Origin of the sequence: Yoonia sp. SS1-5, assembly GCF_038443705.2 — a bacterium.
Lineage (GTDB): Bacteria > Pseudomonadota > Alphaproteobacteria > Rhodobacterales > Rhodobacteraceae > Yoonia > Yoonia rhodophyticola.
Map to the genome: position 1 here is coordinate 195,642 of NZ_CP151767.2, position 23,934 is coordinate 219,575.

General features: G+C 60.4%; 11 protein-coding genes. 5 read left to right on the top strand and 6 right to left on the bottom strand.

Annotated features, from left to right (window positions below; translation table 11 throughout):
- Positions 1 to 223: 223 nt before the first annotated feature.
- From AABB31_RS02550 to AABB31_RS02560, 3 genes are read left to right on the top strand one after another with little or no spacing between them, the layout of a single operon-like run.
- On the top strand, positions 224 to 7,573 hold the full coding sequence (locus AABB31_RS02550; RefSeq protein WP_373635382.1) for a hypothetical protein: 7,350 nt from the start codon (positions 224 to 226) through the stop codon (positions 7,571 to 7,573).
- Between the two features lie 7 nt (positions 7,574 to 7,580).
- Positions 7,581 to 11,396: a hypothetical protein gene (locus AABB31_RS02555; protein ID WP_373635383.1), complete on the top strand. Its 3,816-nt coding sequence runs from the start codon at positions 7,581 to 7,583 to the stop codon at positions 11,394 to 11,396.
- 4 nt (positions 11,397 to 11,400) lie between these two features.
- The gene (locus AABB31_RS02560) at positions 11,401 to 14,595 is read left to right on the top strand and encodes a hypothetical protein (RefSeq protein ID WP_373635385.1); all 3,195 of its coding nucleotides are present in this window, start codon (positions 11,401 to 11,403) and stop codon (positions 14,593 to 14,595) included.
- Here AABB31_RS02560 and AABB31_RS02565 read toward each other — a convergent pair whose 3' ends face one another.
- Positions 14,596 to 15,549 carry a GDP-L-fucose synthase family protein gene (locus AABB31_RS02565; protein WP_373635387.1) on the bottom strand — a complete coding sequence of 318 codons (954 nt, stop codon included), beginning with the start codon at positions 15,547 to 15,549 and terminating at the stop codon, positions 14,596 to 14,598.
- Between the two features lie 21 nt (positions 15,550 to 15,570).
- The gene (gene gmd / locus AABB31_RS02570) at positions 15,571 to 16,623 is read right to left on the bottom strand and encodes a GDP-mannose 4,6-dehydratase (protein ID WP_373635388.1); all 1,053 of its coding nucleotides are present in this window, start codon (positions 16,621 to 16,623) and stop codon (positions 15,571 to 15,573) included.
- A 214-nt stretch (positions 16,624 to 16,837) separates the two neighbouring features.
- Here gmd and AABB31_RS02575 point away from each other — a divergent pair, with 214 nt between their 5' ends.
- Positions 16,838 to 17,593, top strand: coding sequence for an FkbM family methyltransferase (locus AABB31_RS02575; RefSeq protein ID WP_342075977.1), 756 nt, complete (start codon positions 16,838 to 16,840; stop codon positions 17,591 to 17,593).
- Entirely contained in the window at positions 17,583 to 18,752 is a 1,170-nt protein-coding gene (locus AABB31_RS02580; protein ID WP_342075976.1) for a glycosyltransferase family 61 protein, read from the top strand. Before AABB31_RS02575 ends, AABB31_RS02580 begins: the two co-directional genes overlap by 11 nt.
- Positions 18,753 to 18,764: 12 nt before the next feature.
- On the opposite strand, the gene AABB31_RS02585 is transcribed toward AABB31_RS02580, so the two are convergent.
- From AABB31_RS02585 to AABB31_RS02600, 4 genes are read right to left on the bottom strand one after another with little or no spacing between them, the layout of a single operon-like run.
- Positions 18,765 to 19,688 (bottom strand): NAD-dependent epimerase/dehydratase family protein, encoded by a 924-nt coding sequence (locus AABB31_RS02585; protein ID WP_342075975.1) that lies wholly within the window; start codon positions 19,686 to 19,688, stop codon positions 18,765 to 18,767.
- A complete protein-coding gene (locus AABB31_RS02590; RefSeq protein WP_373635390.1) occupies positions 19,685 to 21,130 on the bottom strand; it encodes a hypothetical protein in 1,446 nt (481 codons plus the stop codon). Before AABB31_RS02590 ends, AABB31_RS02585 begins: the two co-directional genes overlap by 4 nt.
- The gene (locus AABB31_RS02595) at positions 21,127 to 23,343 is read right to left on the bottom strand and encodes a tetratricopeptide repeat protein (RefSeq protein WP_342075973.1); all 2,217 of its coding nucleotides are present in this window, start codon (positions 23,341 to 23,343) and stop codon (positions 21,127 to 21,129) included. The genes AABB31_RS02590 and AABB31_RS02595 overlap by 4 nt, the downstream gene beginning before the upstream one ends.
- 5 nt (positions 23,344 to 23,348) lie before the next feature.
- The gene (locus tag AABB31_RS02600; RefSeq protein ID WP_342075972.1) at positions 23,349 to 23,906 is read right to left on the bottom strand and encodes a methyltransferase domain-containing protein; all 558 of its coding nucleotides are present in this window, start codon (positions 23,904 to 23,906) and stop codon (positions 23,349 to 23,351) included.
- Positions 23,907 to 23,934: the final 28 nt, after the last annotated feature.

A 23,934-nucleotide genomic window follows, 5' to 3' on the forward strand; every position in this document is an offset into this window, starting at 1 on the left:
CGGTTAACCGCTCATCTTCGCTGAATTGGGGCGGTGCGATTGACGGCCCTGCGGCTGCCAACTTACGCTTGCGTCAATTGACGGGGCCACGCGCCGATTTGTGACCGCGGCCCGATTGCTACTCTACTTTTTACGACCTTGGCGAGTTTCGCCGTATTTTTAAGACGTGAGCCCGGCTTATTGATAGGGGCGGGCTGACCCTATTTTGGGGGTACAGCAGCGAATGCAATGGGATGTTGCGCTTTACGACTTGGTCGCGCCTTATCTGTTGCGCGGCGCACCGGTCGGGCCGATCCATGCTGCGATTTCGGCGCTACATGTGCAGGAATTTGACACGGCAACGGCGGCGGACGGTGTTGTCATTCGCGGCCGCGCCCAGTTCCGGGGCGAGCTTGGCGGCTTCATTGATCCACAGACTTTCACCTTTGGGGCGAATGCGGAAAATGTAGAAGGACATCCGCGTGATGATGACGGGCAACGCAACCCGTGGATAGATCTGCGCGACAGCAATATCCAGTTTGAGTTAATGGCGCCGCGAGAGGCGTCGGATATCATCGCCGGTGCGACCACCGGGCTGGATGCCGATATCCTGTCGCTAATGCAGGCGCTGGATGCTGATCCTGCCGATGCGCCGCCGTCGGATTACCCATCAACCAGTTTCACGCTTGATATGGTCATCACGTCAGCGGTGCTGCGGTTCCCATTCCTGAAGGCGGCAGAATTGTTGCCCGACGGGCGGCTGACCCCGGTGGCGGGTGACGACCGCGTGGTGTTCATTTTGCCGCGCTTCAAGCTGCGTTTGACGCAGGGCGCGGACAGTGCCGCACCCCTTGATATCTTGATGCTGTCATTTGGCGTGGAGGGGCTGGATGATCCGGCTGATCTGGGCGTTGTCGATCTGGTCCGGATGGAGCCGCCCTATGCCTTCATTGGTGACAGCCACACGGTTGGTATCGGGTTTCGGGGCGCCACACTTGATTTGTCACGCAATGCCACGCCGCCGGAAATACTCGAACAATTCGGATTTAGCGAGGCCTGGACCGGTCTGCATTTTCCTGAAATCCGGCTCTTTGTCGCGCCAAACGGGCTAGAGGATTTTGCGGTCTCGGCGAGCGCTGAAAACCTGCTGATCGGGTGGGGGGCCGAACCCGGCGTCACGGGCGATTTCGGGATTGCCGTGATCAACCAGGGTGAAGGCGCGCTCCGTCTGTCGGCGCGATTTGTGGATGATACCGGCCGTCTCTATGCGATCACCAGAACCGGCGATCAAAGCGCGCAGGCACAAATCCCGCCCGAGGCGACCCTTGTTGTGGATGTCGATGGCGGGCGCGGTCCCTATGATGTTGCGGTTGATGGCGCATCGGGGCGGGTGCATGCAATCTCGCTAGGGACGGATACCAGCAGATCGGTGCAGGTGGTTGTGTCTGACGCCAGCGCGCCGGAAAAGACGGCCGTGCTGACCATCACGCTTAGCCCCTACCGCCCCGAGGTGCAGATCACCGAAGGCCGGGCCGGTGTGGTCGAGATCATCGGACAGGAAAGCGTCAGGGCGGGCGAGGTTGTCCCGTTGCCCCGCATCTATATCCAGGGCCAGTCCGAAACGCGGGCCACCCTTGGGCTGACGGGGGCTGTCGGATCCGTCAGTTGGGCCCCGTCGTCCGAGATCACCATCGCCGATGGCGAAACGGTCGAGGTTGTCGCCACCACGACGCAGGCTGCGCTGGCGGTCCCGCCGATGCCGGCCTATTTCCGTTTTGACAAACCAGATGGCGGATTGGATGCGCTTGTACCGGTGGGCGAAACCGGCGCTGCTGCCTCGCACACCACGCCAGCGGTTGACCAGACACTGGGCGCGTCATGGACGATTGGCGGTGGCGATGTGATGGCCACCTATCATGCGATCCTTGATGCGCTTCCACCGGCGACAACCATCGAAATTACCGGCACCGCATCTTACGAGGGCAATGACAGCGCCAATACGCAGGCCTATAACTACGCGCTGTCGCAGCGGCGCGCCGTGGCTTTCCAGATGATGATCGAACGCGGCTTTCCCAACCGGTTTGATTTCGACATGTCGCCGCCACTTGATAGCGATGTGCCGTCCCCGGCATGGATCGCCGGCTGGGAAGAGCAGGGCGTCAATCGCAACACCTATTGGCGCGCCGACGCGGCGGTGCCGCCGGTCGCGGTTCCCGATATCGTGACCACGGCGACGTTGCGCCGGTCGGTCGGCACGCCTGATGAGGTTGTCGAACTTCACGATCCGCCACCGGCAGACCCCGCACCACCCGCGTGGTTTCGGTCTGTGGCGTTGAAGGTGCGGATCGTCCAGAACACGTTCGTCGCGGTCGAGCTATCTGGCAGCATAGATTTTGAAACCGCCGCCGAAGAAAAGATCGCCAGCGGTCAGGACCTAAGCGAGACCGCGCAGCAGGGGCTGCTGCAAACCGAGGCATTGGGTCAAAACCCGTCGGACGGGATCGTGGATTACCGCATTCTGGTGCAGGTGGACGATGCGGCACAGAACTGGACGGTCAGCGGGACGCTGGGCGCTGATCCGTCAGACGTGGATGGGTTGTTGCTTGCCGGGGCACGTCCTGGTGAAACCATTGACAGTGCAGGTAACGATTTTGATGGCGCGGCGTTGAACATGCTTGGTATGACCACCGCCATGGCGCCGGTGCTTGCGACAACCGCGCCGGAAAATCCGCTGAACGGTGATGTCAGTGCGCTTGTGCTGACCGGGGCTGCGGTGGCGATCCCCACCGCGCTGGCCGAAATTGGCTGGCTGACGGTTCAGCGCGTCATTCTCTATGGCGGTGAAATCAAGGTGATCAGCCGCGTTGACGGCCCCGAGGCCAATCTACTGTTTGATGTTGAAACCGCAATTTCCGCCAATATCGGCATTCCATCGTCACAGAATGCCGGCAGCAGCTTTGATATTCTGACAATTCCGGCGACGGACCCGTTGAAAATCCGGTACAAATCCATTGGCGTTCGTCTGGGATATCACCCCGATACTGGCGACAGGTTCCAGTTCAGGCCGGTCTTTGACGCCTCCAAAGGGTACACGATCGAGGTGGGCGGCCCGGGCGGCATTCAGGTTGCGTCCCCGCTGGATCGCATCCTGAAGGTTCTGGCCGCCAGGCTGTCGCGGCAGAACCCGATGACCTTCGAGATTGATCTGGGGTTTGCGGTTGATCTGGGGGTGGTGTCGGTTGACCGGGCGCGGGTGCGCCTGCCAATCCACGAGCCTGGCCCGCCCGAGCTGACCGCGCTTGCCGCGTCCATTGATATTCCGGCGGTTCTGCGGGCCAGCGGCTATCTTGAAATCGGATCAGGGTCCGATCCTGCCGATCCGGGCGTGGAAATCTCTGAAATTCGCGGCGGGCTGGATATGACGCTGGTGCCGATTAAGCTGCGGATCAAGGCGGAGATCGCGATCGCAAATATCGAGACCACCGAAGGGCGCAATGCGACGGGCGTCGTCGTCTCGATTGAGGTGACGTTTCCGGCGCCAATTCCGCTGGGCAGTTCCGGTCTGGGCCTGCTTGGGGTCCTGGGGCTGTTCGCCATGCACTACGGGCGTAACGAGCAGCCATTTGCGGATGAGGCGACGCCCGCCTTGCGCTGGCTTGAGGCCACAGGCGGCAACCCGACCCGGCTGTCACCCGATCCGGGCAGCGCATTGGATGATTTCTGGACCCCGCAGATCGACAATTGGGCCTTTGGCGTTGGCGCCGTGCTTGGCACGGCCGAAGGCGGCGTGATCTTCAACCTCAAGGGCGTTTTCCTGCTTGAATTGCCGGGCCCGCGCATTCTGCTGATGATGAAAGCCGCCATATTAACCCCGCCACCGGCGGTCGAGGGGCTGGAAGAGGCGGGCGGCAGCCTGCTGGCAGTGATTGATCTGGATGCCGGGCGCGGCACGCTGACAATCGGGATTATTGCCGAATATGGTGTGGACCCGCTGGTCAAGATACGCATCCCTGTCGAGGCATTCTTTGAGCTGCAGAAATCAAAGAACTGGCACATCTATCTGGGAACGATAGAGGACCCGATCTACGCCAAGGTCATATTGGTGTTTGAAGGGTCCGGTTATCTGATGATCTCAGGCAACGGGCTGACTAGTGACAAGCTGGATACCGAGATCAAGAACCGGTTCGCAATCGCGGTCGGCATGCATGTCGAACTGATCTGGGGCAGCCGCGAGGTGCGTATATACGCCTCTGTTGCGGGCGGGTTTGATGCGTTGATGGGCTTTCAGCCGTTTTTCCTGCGCGGCAAACTGACGTTCCGGGGCGAGTTGCGGCTGATCATCATTGGCATTTCAGCCTATGCAGAACTGGACGTCACAATTGGGACTGATCCGGAAACCAATCAAGAAATCAGCCACCTGTCCGGCGAAATATGTGGCGAGGTTGATCTGTTCTTTTTCAAGATCAAGGGCTGCGTGGATTTCGCCATGGGGACACTGCCCGGGCCGCCAATTCCGCCACTTGTCGACAAGATGACAGCCGTCAGTCGCAGCCCCGCCCTTGTCCGCGGCACCGCAACCGACACGCCGATTGATGCCGTCCTGTCGACCGCGATCATGCAGGACGCACCGCCATCCGCGTCGCAATTTGTCGAACCATCACTGGCGACAGCCGATGATGACCGCCCGCATATGATCCCGATTGATGCGGTTCTTGCATTGTCACTGACTGCATCACCGCGCCAGAACGATATCGAAGTGCTGGACGAGCCCTTTGATCTGGCGGCCCCCGGTTCCAGTGATCATGGCTATACCGACCGCACGGATCAGCGGATTTTCTATGAGTTGACCGGCATCCGCATGATCGACGGCACCCTGACCGAGGGTAACAGGCCCGCCACATGGTGGGCGGCCGACCCCGCAACCAACGATACCACGCTTGTTCAGCTGGCTCTGCTGACATGGGTGCCATCCCCCTTTGGCGCGGCGATCGAGCGGAGCGAGTTTCTCGAACAAATCATCACGGATCGCTGGGGCACGGTCTGCAATGATGCCGCACCGGCCGCGCCTGTGCTTTGGGCATTTCACCGGCAGCCGCTGGGACCATCGACCAATGGTTGGGTGCTGCAGGGCAGCGCCTGGCCCGATCCCCATGACACAAGCCGGTCCGAAGATGTGGATATCACAGCAGATGTCTATGAGGCGTGGCGCAGTGGACTTGCGGTTGATGCGCTTCGCGGGATTGTGCCTGCCCCAATTGTGGGCCGGACAATCGCCTGCGCCCAAAAGCCGGACCGGCCCGGTCGTCCGGGTGGCCTGACGGGCAATATCAGCATCGTGCCTGATCGGTCACAGCCGGTTAGTCCGGTCGGCGTGACCGATGTCATCGCCCGGCCAAACCGCGACACCCGACTGGCCGAGATTGACATGCTCGCCGCCCGGCGATCAGCCACCGATGATCCCGCAGACGACACTTTGCTGCTGGCCCGTCGGATGGACCTGTTTACCGGCCCGTCCGGCCGCATGACGGACCTTGCCCTTGCAGAGGCAGAACCGCAGGAGGCATTCCGGCGGTTGCGTATCGGCGAAGCGGTTGGGCGAACTGCGTTCAGTGCTTTTGCCGCGGCGATCCCGCCGGACCCCGCAGCGCCGGGCTGTCCGTCGCGTATTCTGGCTGCGCCCGAACTGGACGAGGGCGATCCCGTCTCGATCATGGGTGATCCGGGGCAGGCGGGCGCTATTGAAGCCGCCTGGGACGAGGCGGATTTCACACCCAGCACTCTGGACAATGCCGTCCGCATCAATTCGGGCGGGATTGCGGATGCGCGGCTGTTGCTGTCTGCCCGTGATATCATGGCGGAACGCAAGGCGCTGATCGTGCGCGTTCTGGATGCCGACGATAATGAGTTGCAGCGCATCGCCGTCAGTCTCAACCATGCAGTGCCCCCCTCCGCATTGCCGGAACGCTGGCTTGATCCGTCTGGACCCTGGTGCGAGGACGTGGATCACGCGTTGCGGTTTGATGGTGTCTTCACCCATCCGCAGGCACGCCAAAAGATATTCCTTGTGGAACTGCCCAAGGAAACCGACGCTGCCGTGATCGAGATCGGCATGGACATGCGCCGTTTGCGCGATGACGATGATGATGACGGGCCAGCCATTGACGATATTCTGACCGCCGCGTTGGGCGGGCAAAGCAGGCCCGCCAATGCGCTGCCTGATCTGCTGATTGCAGGCGCAACCGGTGGGACGGCGACCGCAGCAGCGACGACCACATATGGCCAGCAGCTGCACCACCTGTACTACGTTCTTTGCTTTGAATTGACCCGTTGGGCCGAAGCGGAACGCGAAGATTACGACACGCAATTGATTGAATCGGACCGCACGGCCGTGGGGCGTTATCTGGGCGCTGAGTCGGGTGATGTGGCACTGCTGCAGCCAAACAGGCTCTACGGTATTCAGGTCGCGTGGAACCAACACGCCGAAGGCGAAACCAACGATCCCGAAGAAGCGACATTCTGGTTCCATACCAGCAACGAGCCACCAAAGCGGCTTGGACCCTACATGTTGTTCACCCTGCCGAACGAGCGGGAAACACATGTGTTCGGGGCAGAGCCACTGACCCTCGTATTTTCAACCCCGCAGGTGATCAACCTGTTTGAAACGCACGGTCTGAACCTAGAGATCCGGTTGCGGGCCGCGTCGTTCAGGACCCCGGACCCCGACGACATGCCCGAGGGCGAAACCTACCCATTCCCGCTGACTGGCGATACCACATGCGACACAGGCCCGATGGTGCTGACCCCGTTTGAAGAGACCCTGGTCGAGCTGCTTGAGGGGCAGTGCATTCCCATCGACGAAACCCGCAAACGCCACCCATGCTGGACGTTGAATATCCCACTGGATCCGTTGACGGACTATATTCTTGATATCGTCGGTGTCCCGCAAGATGACGGGGTGATGAGCCCGGGCGATGCGGCGCTGCATTCGGTGTCTTTCTCGACCGGTGCTTACGGCACGCTTGACCGCTTTGCGCAGGTTCTGACGGCGCAGCGGATCAACCACCGCTGGGTCGAGGCGGGTGGCATGCAGATGATTGCCAGCGATTTCGGGACACGTCAGCCCGAGGGCGCGGAACTGGATGCCGCCCTGCTTGGCGCCGGTCTGGAAGCGATGCCCATCGCCGAGGCCCCCAAAACAACCGTGTTCTGGGAACAGGCCGACCCTGACAGCCCGCCACAGCCGGTGGCGATACTGATCGACGCACCCGCACCAATGTGCCGCACATGGAACCTGCCCACAAAGGTGGTGGATAACAGCGTCACACCCCCCGGAGAGTATTGGGGGTCGCAACCGCAGACTTGGCTTGACCTAGAACCCGGGGCAGGGGCACCAGGCTTTGTTCAGAACATCCTGAGGGATCCGGGCGGCCAGCGGGCGCTTGTCATCTTGGCGCCCGGCGCGCGCGGCCAACAGGTTCAGGTCGAGCTGGTCCGCAAACCGGTGGTGGAAGAACTGGAAGGGGTCCCTGATCTGACCGAACGCCGGTTCGCGATCGTCGATCTGATCCTGAACAGCGCACCGTGGGAGGAATAGACCAGTCATGCGGCACGTAGACCCACAACTTTTCCAATGCGAGGCTGGTCTGATCGACTGGGGGCTGATCTGGAAGCTGCAATATCGGCGCGATCTGATCATGGCCGGTTTTGATGATATCAACGAAGACCAGATTGATTTCGTCTGTGGGTTGTTCGAAGAAGCTGTGCTGAATGCCGGCCGGGTGCTGCATGGGGCGCATCTGCGGTGGAGCACGGCCCCGCTTTTGGGCATTCCCAGCCGCGCATTTCGGGTCTGGCGCCGCAATAAGCTGGGGTTCTCTGCTGAGGTTGAATTGAGCGCAGATGACCTGACGGTCTGGAACCATCAGAACTTCAATGCGATCTCATGGGGGCAACCCATGGCGCTGGTCCGGTTTACCTGCAATGTCGTCCAGCCCCATGGCTTTGTTGCCGGTTTCGCGAATGGACCGACGGCTGATCGCTGGATCACCATCCGTCCGATGTCGCCTGCCCAAAGCAGCTACGTGATTGGCGGCGCTGGCATGACGGGCATGCTGCTTCCGCCCAGCGTCACACTGAACCAGATATTTGGCGTGTCGCAGGATGATGTCGCCAACGATGATGGCTGGGAAGAGGTTGAAAGGGTGGGCCTGCCCGTACCAACCGACAGTTGGGCCGGCATAGGCGACCACACAGCCGAACAGGGGTTGCTGGATGGCGGGCTGATGTCGCCCATCGAGGCCGCATTGGCGCGCTATACGCGCGGGCAACCTGCGGTTGGCTGGCCAAATTTCATCTCTGCCGGGATGCCGGCACCGACGTTTTCGCTGCCAGACGGCCAACAGCTTGTCGATGAGATGCACAATCAGATACTGGGTGAAATTCGCGAACGAATGACCCTTGTTCCCGCGGCCATGGCCAGCACGCTGAGCAATGTGACGATCCCGCCGCCTGAAAGTGCAACTGGTCAGGTGGCCCCGACAGAGCCGTCCGAGGCCACGTATTCCCCGCTGGACCTGATGCTGGCCGGGGTCACGACGGATCCATGCCTAAGCCTGATCCTGGGCTATGGAACGGCGCTGGATCATACACTGGATCAGACAAGTTCCACCTCTGCTGCAGCGCAGTTCGGGCCGGACCACACCCATTACATGGTCACCGCCGAATGGGATGGCGGTTTGCTTGGGGACGGATCGGCATTGGAAATGGCCGCGCTTGCGATGCAGCCGCATTTTGCGTTTGCCGGGGCGGCCCCTGCCGATATGCAGGCCCAGTCGACAAATCCGATGACCCCGCTGGAACCCGATGGCCCATGGCGCCGCAGCGTCCGGTTCTCATGGGACCGCGTGCCAAAGACGGGCCTTTACCGGGTGGCCAGCTTTGCAACCGCCAAGCAGCGCATCATGCCATCCGGGCCCGTGACGCTGATGAATGAACCGCGCCCATCCGGCGGGTTCCGCCCCACCGCCGCAAATGCGGTTGCAGGTGATCCCGATACCGGGCGGATTTCGGCGGCGGATCGCGTGGTCGAAATTCCTGCCCCGAATGCGGCCACCAATAACGGCTTTGTTGTGATGCGCTACGCCGCCGTGACCCAAACCATCTTTGGGCTATGGGGACATTGGAGCGAGGTTGACGAAATCGTGCGGGAACCATCGCCATCCCCTGTGCCGATCTTGGCCGCACGCCTAGACCCGCGCCCGCCTGCAGATGGCGGCCCATGCCCCGCGACGCTGACGGTTGAATTCAGCTGGGATTGGTCCGTCAGACGCCCTGACAGCATTCTGATTTCAGGACGGCTTTGGGCTGCAGCCGATCGCAGCGACCCGCCACCGGGCGAAGTGCCTGTCATGACCCTGCCGCGCAGTATTGGCGGGGCAGAGCAGGGGGTGCTGATCAGCTTTAACGACGATGTGCCGTCCTCGCCCGACGCCGACATTGTCGGCCTGGCCGCCGATGGCGAGGCGTTCGCCGCGTTTGGCCCGGCGCAGGGCGATGATATCAGGCGATACCGGGTGACGATCCACGATTTCGCGCTGGATTTCGACCCGACCCCGCATGTGGGCATGCATCTGTTTACCCGGGTCTTTGAACGGCTGGCACCCGGTCGGATTGGCCCGTTTCCACAATACCCTTATGCGATTTCAGCCTCTGACCCGCGCCCGCCGTCGATCAATAGCGGCATTGACTATGTGGATCTGGCCAGCTTGCCGGATGCAAATGGCGAATGTCATGCGCGCCTGTCATGGCCCGAGGTGCCTGCCGCGGCGGGCTACTTCATCTACGAGGCGACAGAGACGGATCTGCGCGCCGCGCTTGGCCTGCCGCCGCCCGCATTGGAGGCCACGCTCTCAGCTCGGCTGGAAGAGGTGCGCGATGCCTATAATCTTGATCCAACGCGCCGGCCCTTCACCCGCCGATATCCCGAATTGCAACAGGCTGTCAGCCGCAATGTGACCTTGCCCAAGGGCAGTCGCGACATCCATTTCTTTGCGGTGCTTGCCCAATCGGCCAGCGGGCTGGACAGCGCCTGGCCAATTGATGGTGTTCCCGGCGAACGCCTGATCCCCATTGCCGCCCCCGCAATTGCGAAACCGCAGGCCCCGATCCTCGAGGTCCGGCGCGTGCCGGTGGGCGAGGAGGGCTTTGCCGCACAACTGACCGTCACACCCCGTATCGGCCACAAAGCCCGCCGCATCCGTGTGTTTCGCACCCGGATCGACGATGCCGCACGCCAGATTGATACGATGGGGCCACCGATCGCAATGGTGGATGGCAACAGCCCTGATTGGGATGTGTCCGTGACCAGCGATGCGGTCGCAGCGGATTATATAGACGGGGCAACGGGCGTCGATCAGCCCGGCGGATCCTGGGATTGGGTCTGGTACCGGGCAGAGGTCTGGTCGACCCCCGATCCCGAACGCGGGCTTTTGACCGGGCGGTCGGACCCGTCGCCTGCGCAAAACGTGATCATTCCGCCTGATCACGCGCCCGACCTGTCAGATATCGACATGGAATGGCCCGGTGGAAATTTGGGCGCTGTTGAATTGCGCTGGGCGTCCTCGGCCCCGATCCCGATGACCGGACTTGGGGCGCACCGTATGTCGGTGGCTGTTCTCGAAGCGGGGGCAACTGACCCGGTTTTTGCAGATGAACAGGCGCTTGCGCATATTCCGACGGCGCCGGGTGCCGTCAATATGCCATGTTGCTGGCGCGAAGGGCCGGTGGCATCCGACGGGACCCAGAATTACCGGGCGCTGATCTATCGCGACGCGGATATGCCCGCGCTCAGCGTTGCGATCCGCATGCGCGACCCATTGGGCCGGATCACCGAACGTCTGGCGGATATACCGCAAGGGTCCGTCCTGCCCGAGCCGATGATCAGCGGCTTGGCTGCGGCGGCGGTTGGGGGCGGATTGAATGCGCTTCGCTTTTCGGTGAACGCGTCCCTGTCCAGCGGCCCTGCGGGACCCTACCGGTTGGAGATCGTGGCAAGGTTGGGCAGCAGCGGCAATGGTGGTGGTGGTGGACGGATTGGCAGCCTGTCCGTCCCCGGGCGCAACCCCGTCCGCACCCGGATGGATTTGCGCAGCCGCGCGGCGCGCAGTGCTGCGATCAGCCCGGTGGGCGGGCTGACAGATGCCGGGCGGGTGCTGCGGCGCGACATCGACATTCCCGACATCGCTGCCCTGCGCGGCCCGCCAGAGGGGGTCGGCACCGATGAATTGGCAATATGGCGACATGCGACCGGGCGTACCGCGCTTGGTTTTACCGTCGCAACCGCGGCTGATATCGGCGTTGTGACCGTGCGGCTTTTTGCACCGGACGGACGCATGGCCCGCCAGAGCATAGAGGTCTGACACCATGGTTACCATTGCCCGCCTGACACAGAACACCGCCCGCGACCGGCTGAATGCCGATGGCGCTGCTGCGATGGGTCTGGCGGCCCCCTTGCTCAGCCCGATCTGGACCACGCCCGCGAACGCCCCGGCTGCCACCGATTTTGACGCAGCCCGTCTGATCCTGTCCGACCTGCCCCTGTTGGTGCCTTTTCAGGGGATATTGGAAACCATCGACATGGCGCGGGATGTCTTTGACGTTGATGGGGCACCACCGTCAGGGGCCATCACCCGGATCAGGCTGCATCCACAAGCTGCGGCCCGGTTGATGACATTGGCGCGGCATCGCTATGCCGGTGCCGGTGCGCCCCTGCACCATCCTGTGCCAGTGCAGGTTGTGCTGCGGGGGGCTGTTGGTGCGCCGCTGGCCCCACAATGGTGGGAGCCAGGCGACAATCTGGGCCTGACCGGCGATGTCAGTTTTCATGATGCGCGGGGTCTGATCATCTGCCCGCTGGCCAGTGCGGCAATGTTTGCCGATCTGCTGGCGGCCTATCCCGCGCTGCGCCGTCTGTCGCCCGATGTAACCAACCAGTCAGCTGCAGCCGACGATGCCGGCGGTGTTGCCACCATCGCCGCATTGGACGGGCCCGCGCCCGCGACCACAATCCATGTCGTCAACCCGCATGGAGGGCTCTTTGTGCCCGCCATGGAAGATCGCACCCTGACGCGTCGTTCGGGAAGCACGGTGACAGAGACACTGACACCCAGCGGCCTGATGGATCTGCCTGCCGACCAGAGCCTGCAGGGCAGCGATGCAGATCAGGCCGCGGAAGACGCGGCCAATGCGGATGATGCGCATGATTTTGATACTGGTGCGCGTCTGCGCTGGGGATGGGCGCATGAGGGCCGGCTGGGCCGGGCTGCGTTGACCGCGCCACCCCTTGCGGCTGGTACATTGTCCCGCCAGTTCCTGCGGTTGATGATGGTTGACCTGACCTGGCATTTGCTGGGCAACCGAACGGCTGCAAGCCACCAGAACATCCCACCCGATGACGGGCTGATCCCGACGGCATATCAACCAAAGGTACGGCCGGACGTGCCGATCACATATCTGCCCGACGGCATGGCGACGCTGGCAGCTGCGGGTGCTGCCATCACGAATTTTCAGGCGGCTGATCCGGGATCGCATGTCATTCTTGCGGTATCGCCGGTGATCGAGCCGGGTCTGGTGACACCACCGGCACCAGATGCTGCCGGGCGTTGGCCGATCTGGCCGCCGGGGGGGATGGCGGGCTTTGCCAATGCCGCGCAATCACCGGCAAACGGGCTGACCGCCGCCTTTGCGTCTGACAATGATGTGGTGCTGACGATTGCGGCAGATGCGGTTCCGGCAGATGCGCATGTCCGGGTCTATCCAAGACAGTTCATGCTGATCGAGGCGATTGGCGCGGCCCCGTCATTCCTGCGTGGAAATGGGGGGGCGGGGATCGCGGCTGCAGGGCAGCCTCTGGATATCCTTTTGGCCGACCCCTTGGGGCTGGGCGCTGGTGCGCCACCATCGCCTGCGCGGGTGACGGTTGATATCGTGGTCACCCCCCGGATGGGCACGCGCAGATTATTCAGCAATATTGTGGTTGAGATCACCGGGAACGGGGCCGTTGCGCCGGTCGACCCGTTTGCGACCGGGGTGAATATCGTTGATGCGCTGCAGGGGTTTGCGGGGTCCATTGCGCCGACGCCGCTATTTGGGCTTGAGAACCTGACGCCCCCGCCAACCCCGCCCGTGACGATACCCGAAATCTTGCAAAGCTATATCAGTGAAAGCCAGCCGCGGCAGGGGCCACGTCTGCCCACGCAGGCGCGGTTCGAGACATTGATTGTCACCGGGATCGACAGTGGCAATGCGGATGGCACGCTGGATTGGGATGCAACGGTGACAGGCGGGCGCTGGGCGGGTGAAACACGGTCAGTCCTGCACCGCGACGGCAACCCCGGTAACCCGGCCGCGTCCGACGTGCACGCGCCCGGGGTGCGGGTCCGGGGTGATCTTGGGCTGGATGTGGCCCGGCATGCGGCCCGGCGGGCGCAACCGATCCTGCCGATTGCCGAAACAGCGCCGGGATGGATCGTGTTTCAGGGGGGTAACAACTTCAATCGCCCCAGCGTTCTGCCCGCCGGGGCCGACACATCGCCTGATGCAGGTGCGGGGGCGCTGCTAAAGACCGTTGCCGCGATATGCGAGACGCCGGAACTGGGTGTGACAAGCTTTCCGGTGACAACAGAGCCGGTTATCGCCCAAGACGCTTACAACGCCTTGTTGCAAGCCATTGCGACGGCGTTCGGGTTGGCCAACCCGCCGGCGCTGGGATTTGAAGGACAAAACGAGGACAGGCTCGGCTCGGAGATTGTCAAGGAAATCTACACCGCACGTCACGGTGCGCGGGACGCGCTTTGGGCGTTGCGACGTGCCATCGGCGAGGCCAGAGAATTCATCTATATCGAAAGCCCGCAATTTGCGCGCACCGCCATTCCCGAAAGCATGGGGGCTGATCCACCGGACCACGCGATTGATCTGGTCGCAGTTCTTGCAGCGCGCATGAACGACATGCCCAGTTTGCGGGTGGCGATCTGCCTGCCGCGGGCCAGCGATTTTGCTCCATCCTATCGTGGCTGGGTGCGGCAGGCGATCGAGGCGCGGACCGAGGCGGTCAACATTCTGACCGCCGTTGATCGCGACCGGGTTGCGGTCTTTCACCCCAAGGGCTTTCCAGGGCGGGCGGCGCATCTGCGCACCACATCTGTCATCGTTGATGATTGCTGGGCGCTTGTCGGGACCAGCCACTTCCGGCGCCGGGGGATGACCTTTGACGGGGCGGCTGATATTGTGTCGATCCCCTATGATCTTGCGGATGCGCGCAGTCAGAACCTTGCCACCTATCGGCAGGCATTGATGGCCCAAAAGCTGGGGCTGGATCAAACCCGCGCGGCCGACCGGATGACGGCACAATGGGCGCGGCTATGGGATATGCGGGCGGCGTTCACGACCATCAAGGATCTGCTGGATCAGGGCGGGGCGGGGGTGATTGCCCCACTCTGGGCCGGGCCAACCGACACTGCGGTAGAGGCTGCGACCGCCAATATGGCTGACCCTGATGGCAGTGATGGGTCGACTTTCGAGACTGTGTTCCCCGCGCTAATTGGCGAGTTGGGCGACTAGTTATTTCGCGCGCATATCCGCGCCCTTCGCCAGCGCCTCAAGATACCATGCATACATCGCCGTCAGCCCATCCCGCAGTGATGTTTTTGGGGCCCATCCAAGTCCCGCCAGTTTGCGGTTATCCATCAGCTTGCGCATCGTTCCGTCGGGTTTGGTGTCATCCCAAACCAGTTCAGCCTTCAGGCCAATGACATCCCGCACGGTTTCAGCCAAGGCCTTGATCGACACTTCCTGCCCTGTGCCAAGGTTGATCGCGCCGCCATCCTGATAATGTTCCATCAAGAACACGCAGGCATCGCCAACGTCATCGGCAAAGATGAACTCACGCAAGGGTTTACCCGTGCCCCAGACATCCACCTGATCGTCGCCGCGTTCCTTGGCCTCGTGAAAGCGGCGCATTAGTGCGGCAATCACGTGACTGTTTTCAGGGTGAAAATTGTCACCAACACCATAGACATTGGATGGCATGGCGGTGAATGCCTCAAACCCGTGCTGCTTGCGGTATGCATCGCACATCACCTTGCCCGCAATCTTTGCAACCGCATAAGGCAGGTTGGTGGGTTCCAGCGGGCCGGTCAGCAACAAATCTTCGTGCATCGGTTGCGGGGCTTCGCGGGGGTAGATGCAGCTTGACCCCAGAAAGCACAGCTTACGGGTGCCATTGCGCCATGCGGCATCAATCACGTTTGTCTGGATCTGCAGGTTTTCACGAATGAAATCGCCGCCATAGGTGTCATTGGCCACGATGCCGCCAACTTTGGCCGCAGCCAAAAAGACAAAATCGGGCTGTTGCTGCTTGAAAAACGTGGTGACAGCATCCGGATCGGTCAGGTCAAGCGCCTTGCGGTCACGGGTGAGGATATTGTCATATCCCTTGGCCGTCAGTGCGCGTACGATGGCCGAACCCACCATCCCGCGATGGCCGGCCACGTAGATTGAGTGATCTTTCCGCATTGGACCCGTCATTGCGCGCCCTCAGTCCGGCCTGGTGTAGTCGATGCCGGCAAGATCACGCTGGACCATTTCGCGCACCAATTCGGGGAATGTGGTCTTGTGGGTCCAGCCAAGCTTTTCGCGGGCTTTGGTCGGATCACCTAGCAGCAGATCAACCTCGGTCGGGCGGAAATAGGCGGGGTCAACCAAGATCAACACTTTGCCTGTGGCCGCGTCGATGCCGACCTCGTCCACGCCTTGGCCCTGCCAGGTGATCTGGCAGTCGATCTCGGCGAAGGCCAGTTCGCAGAATTCACGCACCGAATGGGTCTCGCCGGTGGCGAGGACGTAGTCATCGGGCGTGTCCTGCTGCACGATCGCCCACATGCCATCAACATAGTCGCGGGCATGCCCCCAATCACGCTTGGCATCCAGGTTACCGATATAGAGCCGCTCTTGTTCCCCGCGCGAGATGGCGGCAACCGCAGCCGTGATCTTGCGGGTCACAAATGTCTCGCCCCGGCGGGGGCTTTCATGATTGAACAAGATCCCGTTCGAGGCGTGCATCCCGTAGGCTTCGCGGTAATTCACGGTGGTCCAATATGCGTAGAGTTTTGCAACTGCGTAAGGCGAGCGGGGATAGAAAGGCGTGGTTTCCGATTGCGGGGTTTCCTGCACCAGACCGTAGAGTTCGGAGGTCGAGGCCTGATAGAAACGCACCTGATCCTGCAGCTTTAGAATGCGGATCGCTTCAAGCAGGCGCAAGGTTCCTAAGGCGTCGGAATTCGCCGTATATTCAGGCGTTTCAAAGCTGACCTTCACGTGACTTTGGGCGGCGAGATTGTAAATCTCGTCGGGCTGGGTTTCCTGAATGATCCGGATCAGGTTGGTCGAATCTGTCATATCCCCGTAATGCAGATGGAATTTCAGCCCTTCGACATGCGGATCCTCGGTCAGATGCTCGATCCGGTCAGTGTTGAACAGGGATGAGCGTCGCTTGACCCCATGAACGTCATACCCTTTTTCCAGCAAAAGCTCTGACAGATAGGCCCCATCCTGTCCGGTGACCCCGGTGATCAACGCGGTTTTTGTCATAGTGCCTATCCTGCTGTGCCCTTGGTGCCTATCAGACACGTGGCGCACGTTATGCCGCAGGTTGTGCTTTGTCCATGCGGGGACAGGCCGTGTGGTGATCATTTGCACCGGCTTGCGGGCGGTCGGCGCAACGCGTATCACATTGTGACCGTTTCACGCTGTGCGGGTCGGGTTGGCCTGCCCAACAGCGCGCTTGCAAAAGGAATGCCGACAGGTGGCAGACACACCGCCCTCCACCCCAATACGCCGCCAGTTTTTCGGGTTGGATGCCAGCCTTTATGAGGTGGATGGTGCAACATATATCGTGCCGGACAAGCATGCCGATCACCCTTACGGGAAACGCATCCGGGTGGGGGAATATTACGAACCCAAGTTGCACAAATTCGTCACCCGCCATTTGAAGAACAGGCCGGGCAGCATGATCCATGCCGGGACCTATATCGGCGATATGCTGCCCCGATTTTCCCAAGCTGCAACAATGCTTTACGCGTTCGAGCCCGATCTGGAAAATTACCTGATCGCCAAAAGCATGGTCGAGATCAATCAACTGAAGAATGTGTATCTGTTGAACGCCGCATTGGCGCAAAAGGCCGAGGTTCTGGGCCTTGTGGTCGAGGCCGATGGCAAGCATCTGAAAGGGCGGGTACAGGTTGCCCGTGACGAGCTTGCATTGTCTGATCGCGAGCGGGACACAATTGACCGGCAGAACTATGTGGCAAGCATCGTGATTGATCAACTGGGCATTACTGATCTGTCCTTGCTGCAATTGGATGTCGAGGGGTTCGAGGTGACGGTGCTGCGCGGCGCGGAAGACACTATCAGGGCCTGCCAGCCTGCGATTGTCGTCGAAGATAAAAGCCCCGCATGTGTGCAATATCTGACCGATCTGAATTATCGTCTGACGCCCACAAATCTGAATGGAAATGCGCTGTTTTTGCCGAACGCCGCGGGCAGGGCAGATGATGCATAACCCGACCGACAGATCACTGGCGTTTTATTTTCGTGCAACGGTGGATCATCCCGCCCCGCATCGTCACCCCGAGATGCTGCAGGCCGAGACGACCAAGCTGATATTGGCGCAGAATGACCGGCTCCGCGCGCCGGAAATCAACGCAGCACAACGGGGCCTGACAGAAGCGGCAGAGCTGCGTTTCGACGGCTGCGCCCTGATGCGCGGCGGCCGGCGGGTACAGACGGCGCTTGAAAACGATGAGGCGGTGATTGACGCCTTCCGCGTTCAGCCCAAAACGGAACTGGACGATGCTGATTTTCACTGCAACCTTGATCGCGTCGAGGCGCCGGCCAAAGATTTTGTCATTTCCATTGCCAGCGCCAGCAACTTCTTTGCCAGCACCACCAAGGTCATCAGCAAGATTTGTCTGGCCCGCGATCTGTTTGCGAACCACCGGGATATGCGGCTGACCGTGATCACCCCTCGAAAGGTCACGCTGCCCGGCTATTTTCGGGCAATGGTTGACCTGTTTCACGCCGATGATTTCAAGGACATACGCTATCAGAACACGTTGGATGTGGCCGAATTCATAACCCCGATCAACGCGATACCGGGTGTTTTTCAGCCGACGGAATTGCAGAATACGGGCGGCCAAAAGATCCGCCGTCGTGTGATTGGCGGTGCGGTGCGGTTGCTATCCCAAAAGGTTGCGCAGCATGATTGGTCTGCGGATCATACACCCCCGTTACCCAAGCGCATCATGATATCGCGCGCCCGTGCCAAACAACGCACTATAAGCAATCTGGCGGATTGGATGCCCTTCTTTGCCGGGCATGGTTTCGAAGAGGTCGCGATGGAGGATCACTCCGTCGCTGATCAGATCCGCCTGATCCGCAACGCTCAGATTGTGCTGGGCCCACATGGTGCCGGCATGGCCCATCTGGCCTTTGCCGGGCCAGATACAACCTTTATCGAACTGACAACCCGTCAATTCGTCAAACGCGGCGCCAACAACTTTGCCCCCATCGCAGAACTGAATGCGGTCCCATACCATCTAGTCTGCTGCAACGAAGATGGGGACCCGACCACAAAAATGGTGGGCAATAACGGCAATGACCTGCTGCTGACGGATGCGGCCATTGCCCATATCCAAAGCGTGATTGACAGCGCCAATTGATGGGTCCTGACCCTAGCTGCCTTTGAGCGTCTTCGCCAGACCGTCCGACATCTGCGTCCAGCTGATATCGCCGACCAGCGATTTCAGATGCGTATTATCCCCCAGCGAATATCGGATATCACCCCGCCGCCCGTCACGATACACAACCCCGTTTCCGGACGCGGGGACAAGCCCGTCGATCAGCCGGATCAGATCCCGCAGGCTGGTGGGCTGATTGGTGCAGACATTGGCGATATCGGCCCGCGGACGGGTCTTGAGCCCTGCCATCAGCTGGCCCAGAAGCAAGACCAGATCGTCAATAAAGACAAAGTCCCGCACCTGTTCGCCGTCGCCGAAAACAGTATGCGCGCGCCCATTCTTGGCATTGTCGCAAAACCGGGCAATCACCCCTGAATAAGGGGATGTATGGCTTTGACCGGGCCCGTACACATTGAAGAACCGCAGCCCCATAGAGGGAAGTGCCGCTGTTTCCCAGAATGCGCGCGCATGATGTTCCGAGGCAAGCTTGTCGGCGCCATAGGGTGATTTGGGGCAGGGCAGGCTATCCTCAACGCAGAGCCTGGCGCCCCTGTCGCCATAGATCGCGGCCGAGGACGCATAGATCACAGGGATGCCACCCAAGATCTTGGCGACCTCAAAAACATTGATGCTGCCACCGATATTGACCTGATGACCGTAGGACCAGTTGTCGATACAGGCGGGCACGGACACGAGTGCTGCAAAATGAAAGACTTCGTCACAATCCTGCATCGCATCCCGCACAATCGCTGGATCGGTCACAGATCCTTCGAGCACGCGCGCGCCTGCCGCCAGGTTGTCGCGGGTGCCGGAACTGAAATCATCAAGTATGGTCACAGGTTTCCCGCGCGCGACCAGCTGCCGCGCCAGATGCCCGCCGATAAACCCAGCCCCGCCTGTCACCAAACTGCGTTTCATGATGTTTTCCGCACTGATATGGCCAGCCAGTCCATGACCAGCGCTGATATCCGGTCGCTTTCGTCCTTCAGTCGGCCGGCCAATTCGTTTTCGCGCGGCAGAATGACGTCATGGCCCGATGTCGCGATGAATTTGCGCATGGCTTCGCGTCCGTTCCTGTTCTTGATGTTGCGGTGTTGGGCCTTGAACGCGCTGCGCCCGTCTTCGTTCAGCACGCTCCAGACGAAGTCGACCATCATTTCCTCATGAAGATCCGGATGCATCGCCTCTGCCGCGTGAAAGGCGGCTTCGGCCATATCGCGCCGGGTGCGTTCGGTCACTTCGGCCTTGTCGGTGGTTGATTGCTGGACCGCTTCGTTGATCTTTTCGACCGCAGCCGCCCAGAATTGGGCGGTGTCTTGATCCGGCAGTTTGGACAAGCCGTGCAGCTTGTTGCTGATGATCCGGTTCTCGGTCAGCCCGGCAGCCAGATGCGCCTGCGAGATGCCTGCCTGACCATTGCGAAGCATCTGCAGAAATTCCTCGGCCAATGTTGTCCGCGAGGTGACCCGTTCATGCACCGGAATGGCATCGGCATCTGTCAGATTGCGGATGATATGTGACGCCAGCGCAAGGTCGGGGCTTTGGCGCATGAAATAGTCGTCGGGCAATGCGCGTTCCAGCATCAGCGACAGGTATCCGGCATGGGACTGGATGCGCGGTACATGCCGGTTGCGGCGGCGCGTATCCTCGGCGGCTGCAAAGCCACCCTGCTTTGACAGGTCCACATAATGGCCGCCCGTCTGGTGCAACAGGATAGACGAGATCGCCATGTCATGCCGATGATCCTGAAATTCCGGCAACGGGTCGCCCAGCTTGTCCGGCAAGTCGGTCAGGATATGCGGGTCCTGTGCCAGAGCAAGCCAGCGTTCCAGAAAGGCAAAGCTTTCGGGGCTGGGCATGTAAAACAGCGGACAGGCCGACGCCTGGGCTGCCAGATGCATCTCTTCTGTGTCCGCGTCCAGGCCGATGAAGCAGTCGCGCTTTGTGTAGTGCCCCTGCACCAGCCAATCGTTGATGAACCCGTGCAGGAACCGTTTCGGGGACAGGGCCGTCATGTTTATTGCGGCGGCTGGAAAGCGGGGGAATGGTTCGAACGACCCCGGTTTGTAGCGTCCGATGTCGTTATAGACGACGATATCATCCGGGCCGACGGAGCGCAGGGTTTCCAGCAGGATATGCGGTTTCCAAAGCCAATAGCCGGCCCCCCGCTCTTGTTCCAGAATGTCTGCATTCTGTGCCCAGAATGGGGTTTCACGCAGCGCTTCTTCGGTGTGGTGTGTGGCCGTATCAAACCCCGCCCGCAGCGCCGAGGCGCAGTAGGCATCCCCATTCGTCCGAAAAGGTTCGGCATCGTTAGAATACACAATGAAATGTGCCTTGTCGTAACGCTTTGCCATCATTTGGCGGCCCTCCGCGCTTTCTTCAGGCGTTTTTGAAACTGTGGTTTGTCGGGATAACGGGCGGCGGCCTGTTCCAAGATCCCGATAGCCTCGGCCGGTTGGTCCAACTGATCGAGCAGATCGGCAAGGCCAAGGGTCACCGGCGGTCGTCTGTCTGCCCAGCGATGCGTATTGCGGTAGACATCCAGCGCATCCATTGGACGATCCAGTTTGCGCAATAGCGCCGCTTTGCGGATCTGCTCGCGCCACTGGGTCGGCGACAGCTGAAGCCCCCGTTCGAGGAAAGACAACTCGGCCTCGGGATCGTTGAGTTCCTTGCAGCATTCGGCGGCGGCGAAGTAGATTTTGGGTGATGCCAACCGGTCGCCCGCCAATGCTGTCTGATAGGCCGCCAGCGCATCGGCAAAGGCACCGTTCAGCTGTTTGGCATGACCCAGTAGCGCGGCATACATCCGGGCATCAGGGTTCAATGCAACAGATTTTTCCAGATGGGATATGGCGGCCTTGGGGTTCTTTTGCAGCAGATAAACATCCGCCATCCGTTTGTGAAATATCGGGTTTTCCGGCTGATTTGCGAGCGCGGTACTGGCCAGTTCGGATGCGGTTTCAGCATGGCCCTGGCGGCATTCGGTCAGCGCGATAAAGCTGGTGGCATTGTCCTGTTCATGATCGTGCCAGCGCCGGTTCTTCAGCCCCTTGATCAGCGATTTAAAATGCCCCTTGTAGCGATAGTGGTCGTTTAGGTGAGCGCGGGTGAATTCGCTCCATTCCCAGACAAGGGCGCGGGTTGTCGGCAAATGCCGCGGCGGTGACAGGATGCCCTGATCCAGCATGACCTGATAATATTCACCCAGATACCGATGCGCCCAGGCGTTATGCATATAGCGGGTCATGGCCGGATCGCTGAACCAGAAATTCTGCTCTGTCAGGTCGCCCTGACACATCAGCGCGGAACACAGAACGTTGATTTCACCCTCAACCGGTTCATGCCAGAACGCGGCTGAAATTTGGATCAGCGCCTCTTGCCGCCGGCCCAGCATCAACAGGGCGCAGCCATGATAAAGGGCGACCTGCGCGAAGGAACGCAGATTGTAGACAAACCCTTGGTCAACATATGTCCGCAGGCGAATGATCTCTTCATATTGACCGGTTTCAAACAGGCGCTTGAACAGGGTTGCAAAGACGAAGGACAGGCACATGCCGTTCTCGACATAGCTGGACATGATCCGCGCGATATCTTTTTTCTGATTTGTTTCAGATAGATATCTGTCCGCATGGACCAGGCACTGGCCGATTTCGCCCTCATTGGCAAATGTGTCCGGTCGGTGTTCGAGGTTTTTGCAAAGCGCCTCGAATGCCTCGACCCGTTCATCGGGTTTCAGATCATCCTCGACTGAAATGAATTTTGCATCACCAATGGTCTGGGCGGTCTGCGAAAAGGCACTTTCCGGGGCCGCGACAATCGTCTGGCAGCAGGACATTGCATAAAGTTCCAGCAGATCAATCTGTGCCTGGGTCAACGCGCCGAAATCAAACAGATCATGCACCAGTTTCAGATCAGGAAAGCTGGCCTTGTAGCGCTCTAATACCTTGGGGTCATCGCTGAACAAAATCGTTTCGGCGCGCTGATCCCGGCGTGCGGCGATGTGGCGTTCAAAGAACTCATCCGGAACGAATTTGTTGGGCCACTGACGGTTCATCGCCTGAATATCATTGGTCAGGTCGCCGCGGCGGATGTGATAGGCCACGGTTTCCTGCGCAGGGTCAGACAGGCGTTCGCGCAGCACGGCCATATGCTTGACCAGCGGTTGGGTGAATGGGATGCTGCGCAGTTCGCTCAGAAACTGGCGCCTGATATCAACCGGGTCTTCGGAGGCGAAATTATACACCCCAAACACGATATCAAGAATGACGTCTTCGCCATTTGCGATATGGTCCAGCAGCTTTTTCGCGCCGGCATTATCGTCAATGATGTTGCCAAAGGGTGTGGCGTCCCGGCGGCGCTGCGCGAATTGTTGCGAGGGGATGAACCGGTCCTTGATAAACTGTTTGTCAAAGATTTCGGCCGGGTCGGTCAGTTCCCATTTCTCAAGCCAGTGGATTTTGTAGTCGATCTTGTATGTGGCCGCCAGTCGCATGGTGTTGGCGATGGCGATCAATCGCGCGCCAAGGCGATCAGGACGAGAGGCGATAAGGGAGCCGGGCTTCGCCATGTTGTCTAGGCGACGGCCTCTAGGTTCAATGACATCAATGTCCCGTTTTCCTTGTCCATATTCGGCAGATAGGCCTGGCTGTAATCGTCAAAATGGGCATGTTCCGTGGTCCGCCAGTCCCATCTGCGGGTGTGCGAAAATCCCGCCTCTTTCAATGCCCGGCTGAGGTCGGGCTCGTCAAAAACCATGGAATGAAAATCATATTTGTCCCGCTGCCCGCCCATCAGCAGGCCGCGGATATCCTCGATCCCGCGAGTCAGCCCACCTTCCATATATAGCTTGGCGCATGCGGCGAAATCCGGCACCGCAAGGCGCAGGACCCCACCGGGCGCCAGAACCCGGCGCCATTCGCGCAGGGCATCCATATATGTCTTGCGGGTGAAATGCTCTAACAGGTGCGAGGCATAGATCAGTGATGCCGTCCCATCCGGCACAAAATGCAGATCCTCGACCGGCCCGATATGATCGACATGCGGATAATCCAGCGCATCAACGTGAAACCAGCCCGGAAAGTGCCGCTTGCCGCATCCCAGATGCAATTTGTCATATTTGCTGGCTGTCATCGGCATCCCTTCTTCTTGCCTGCGCGAT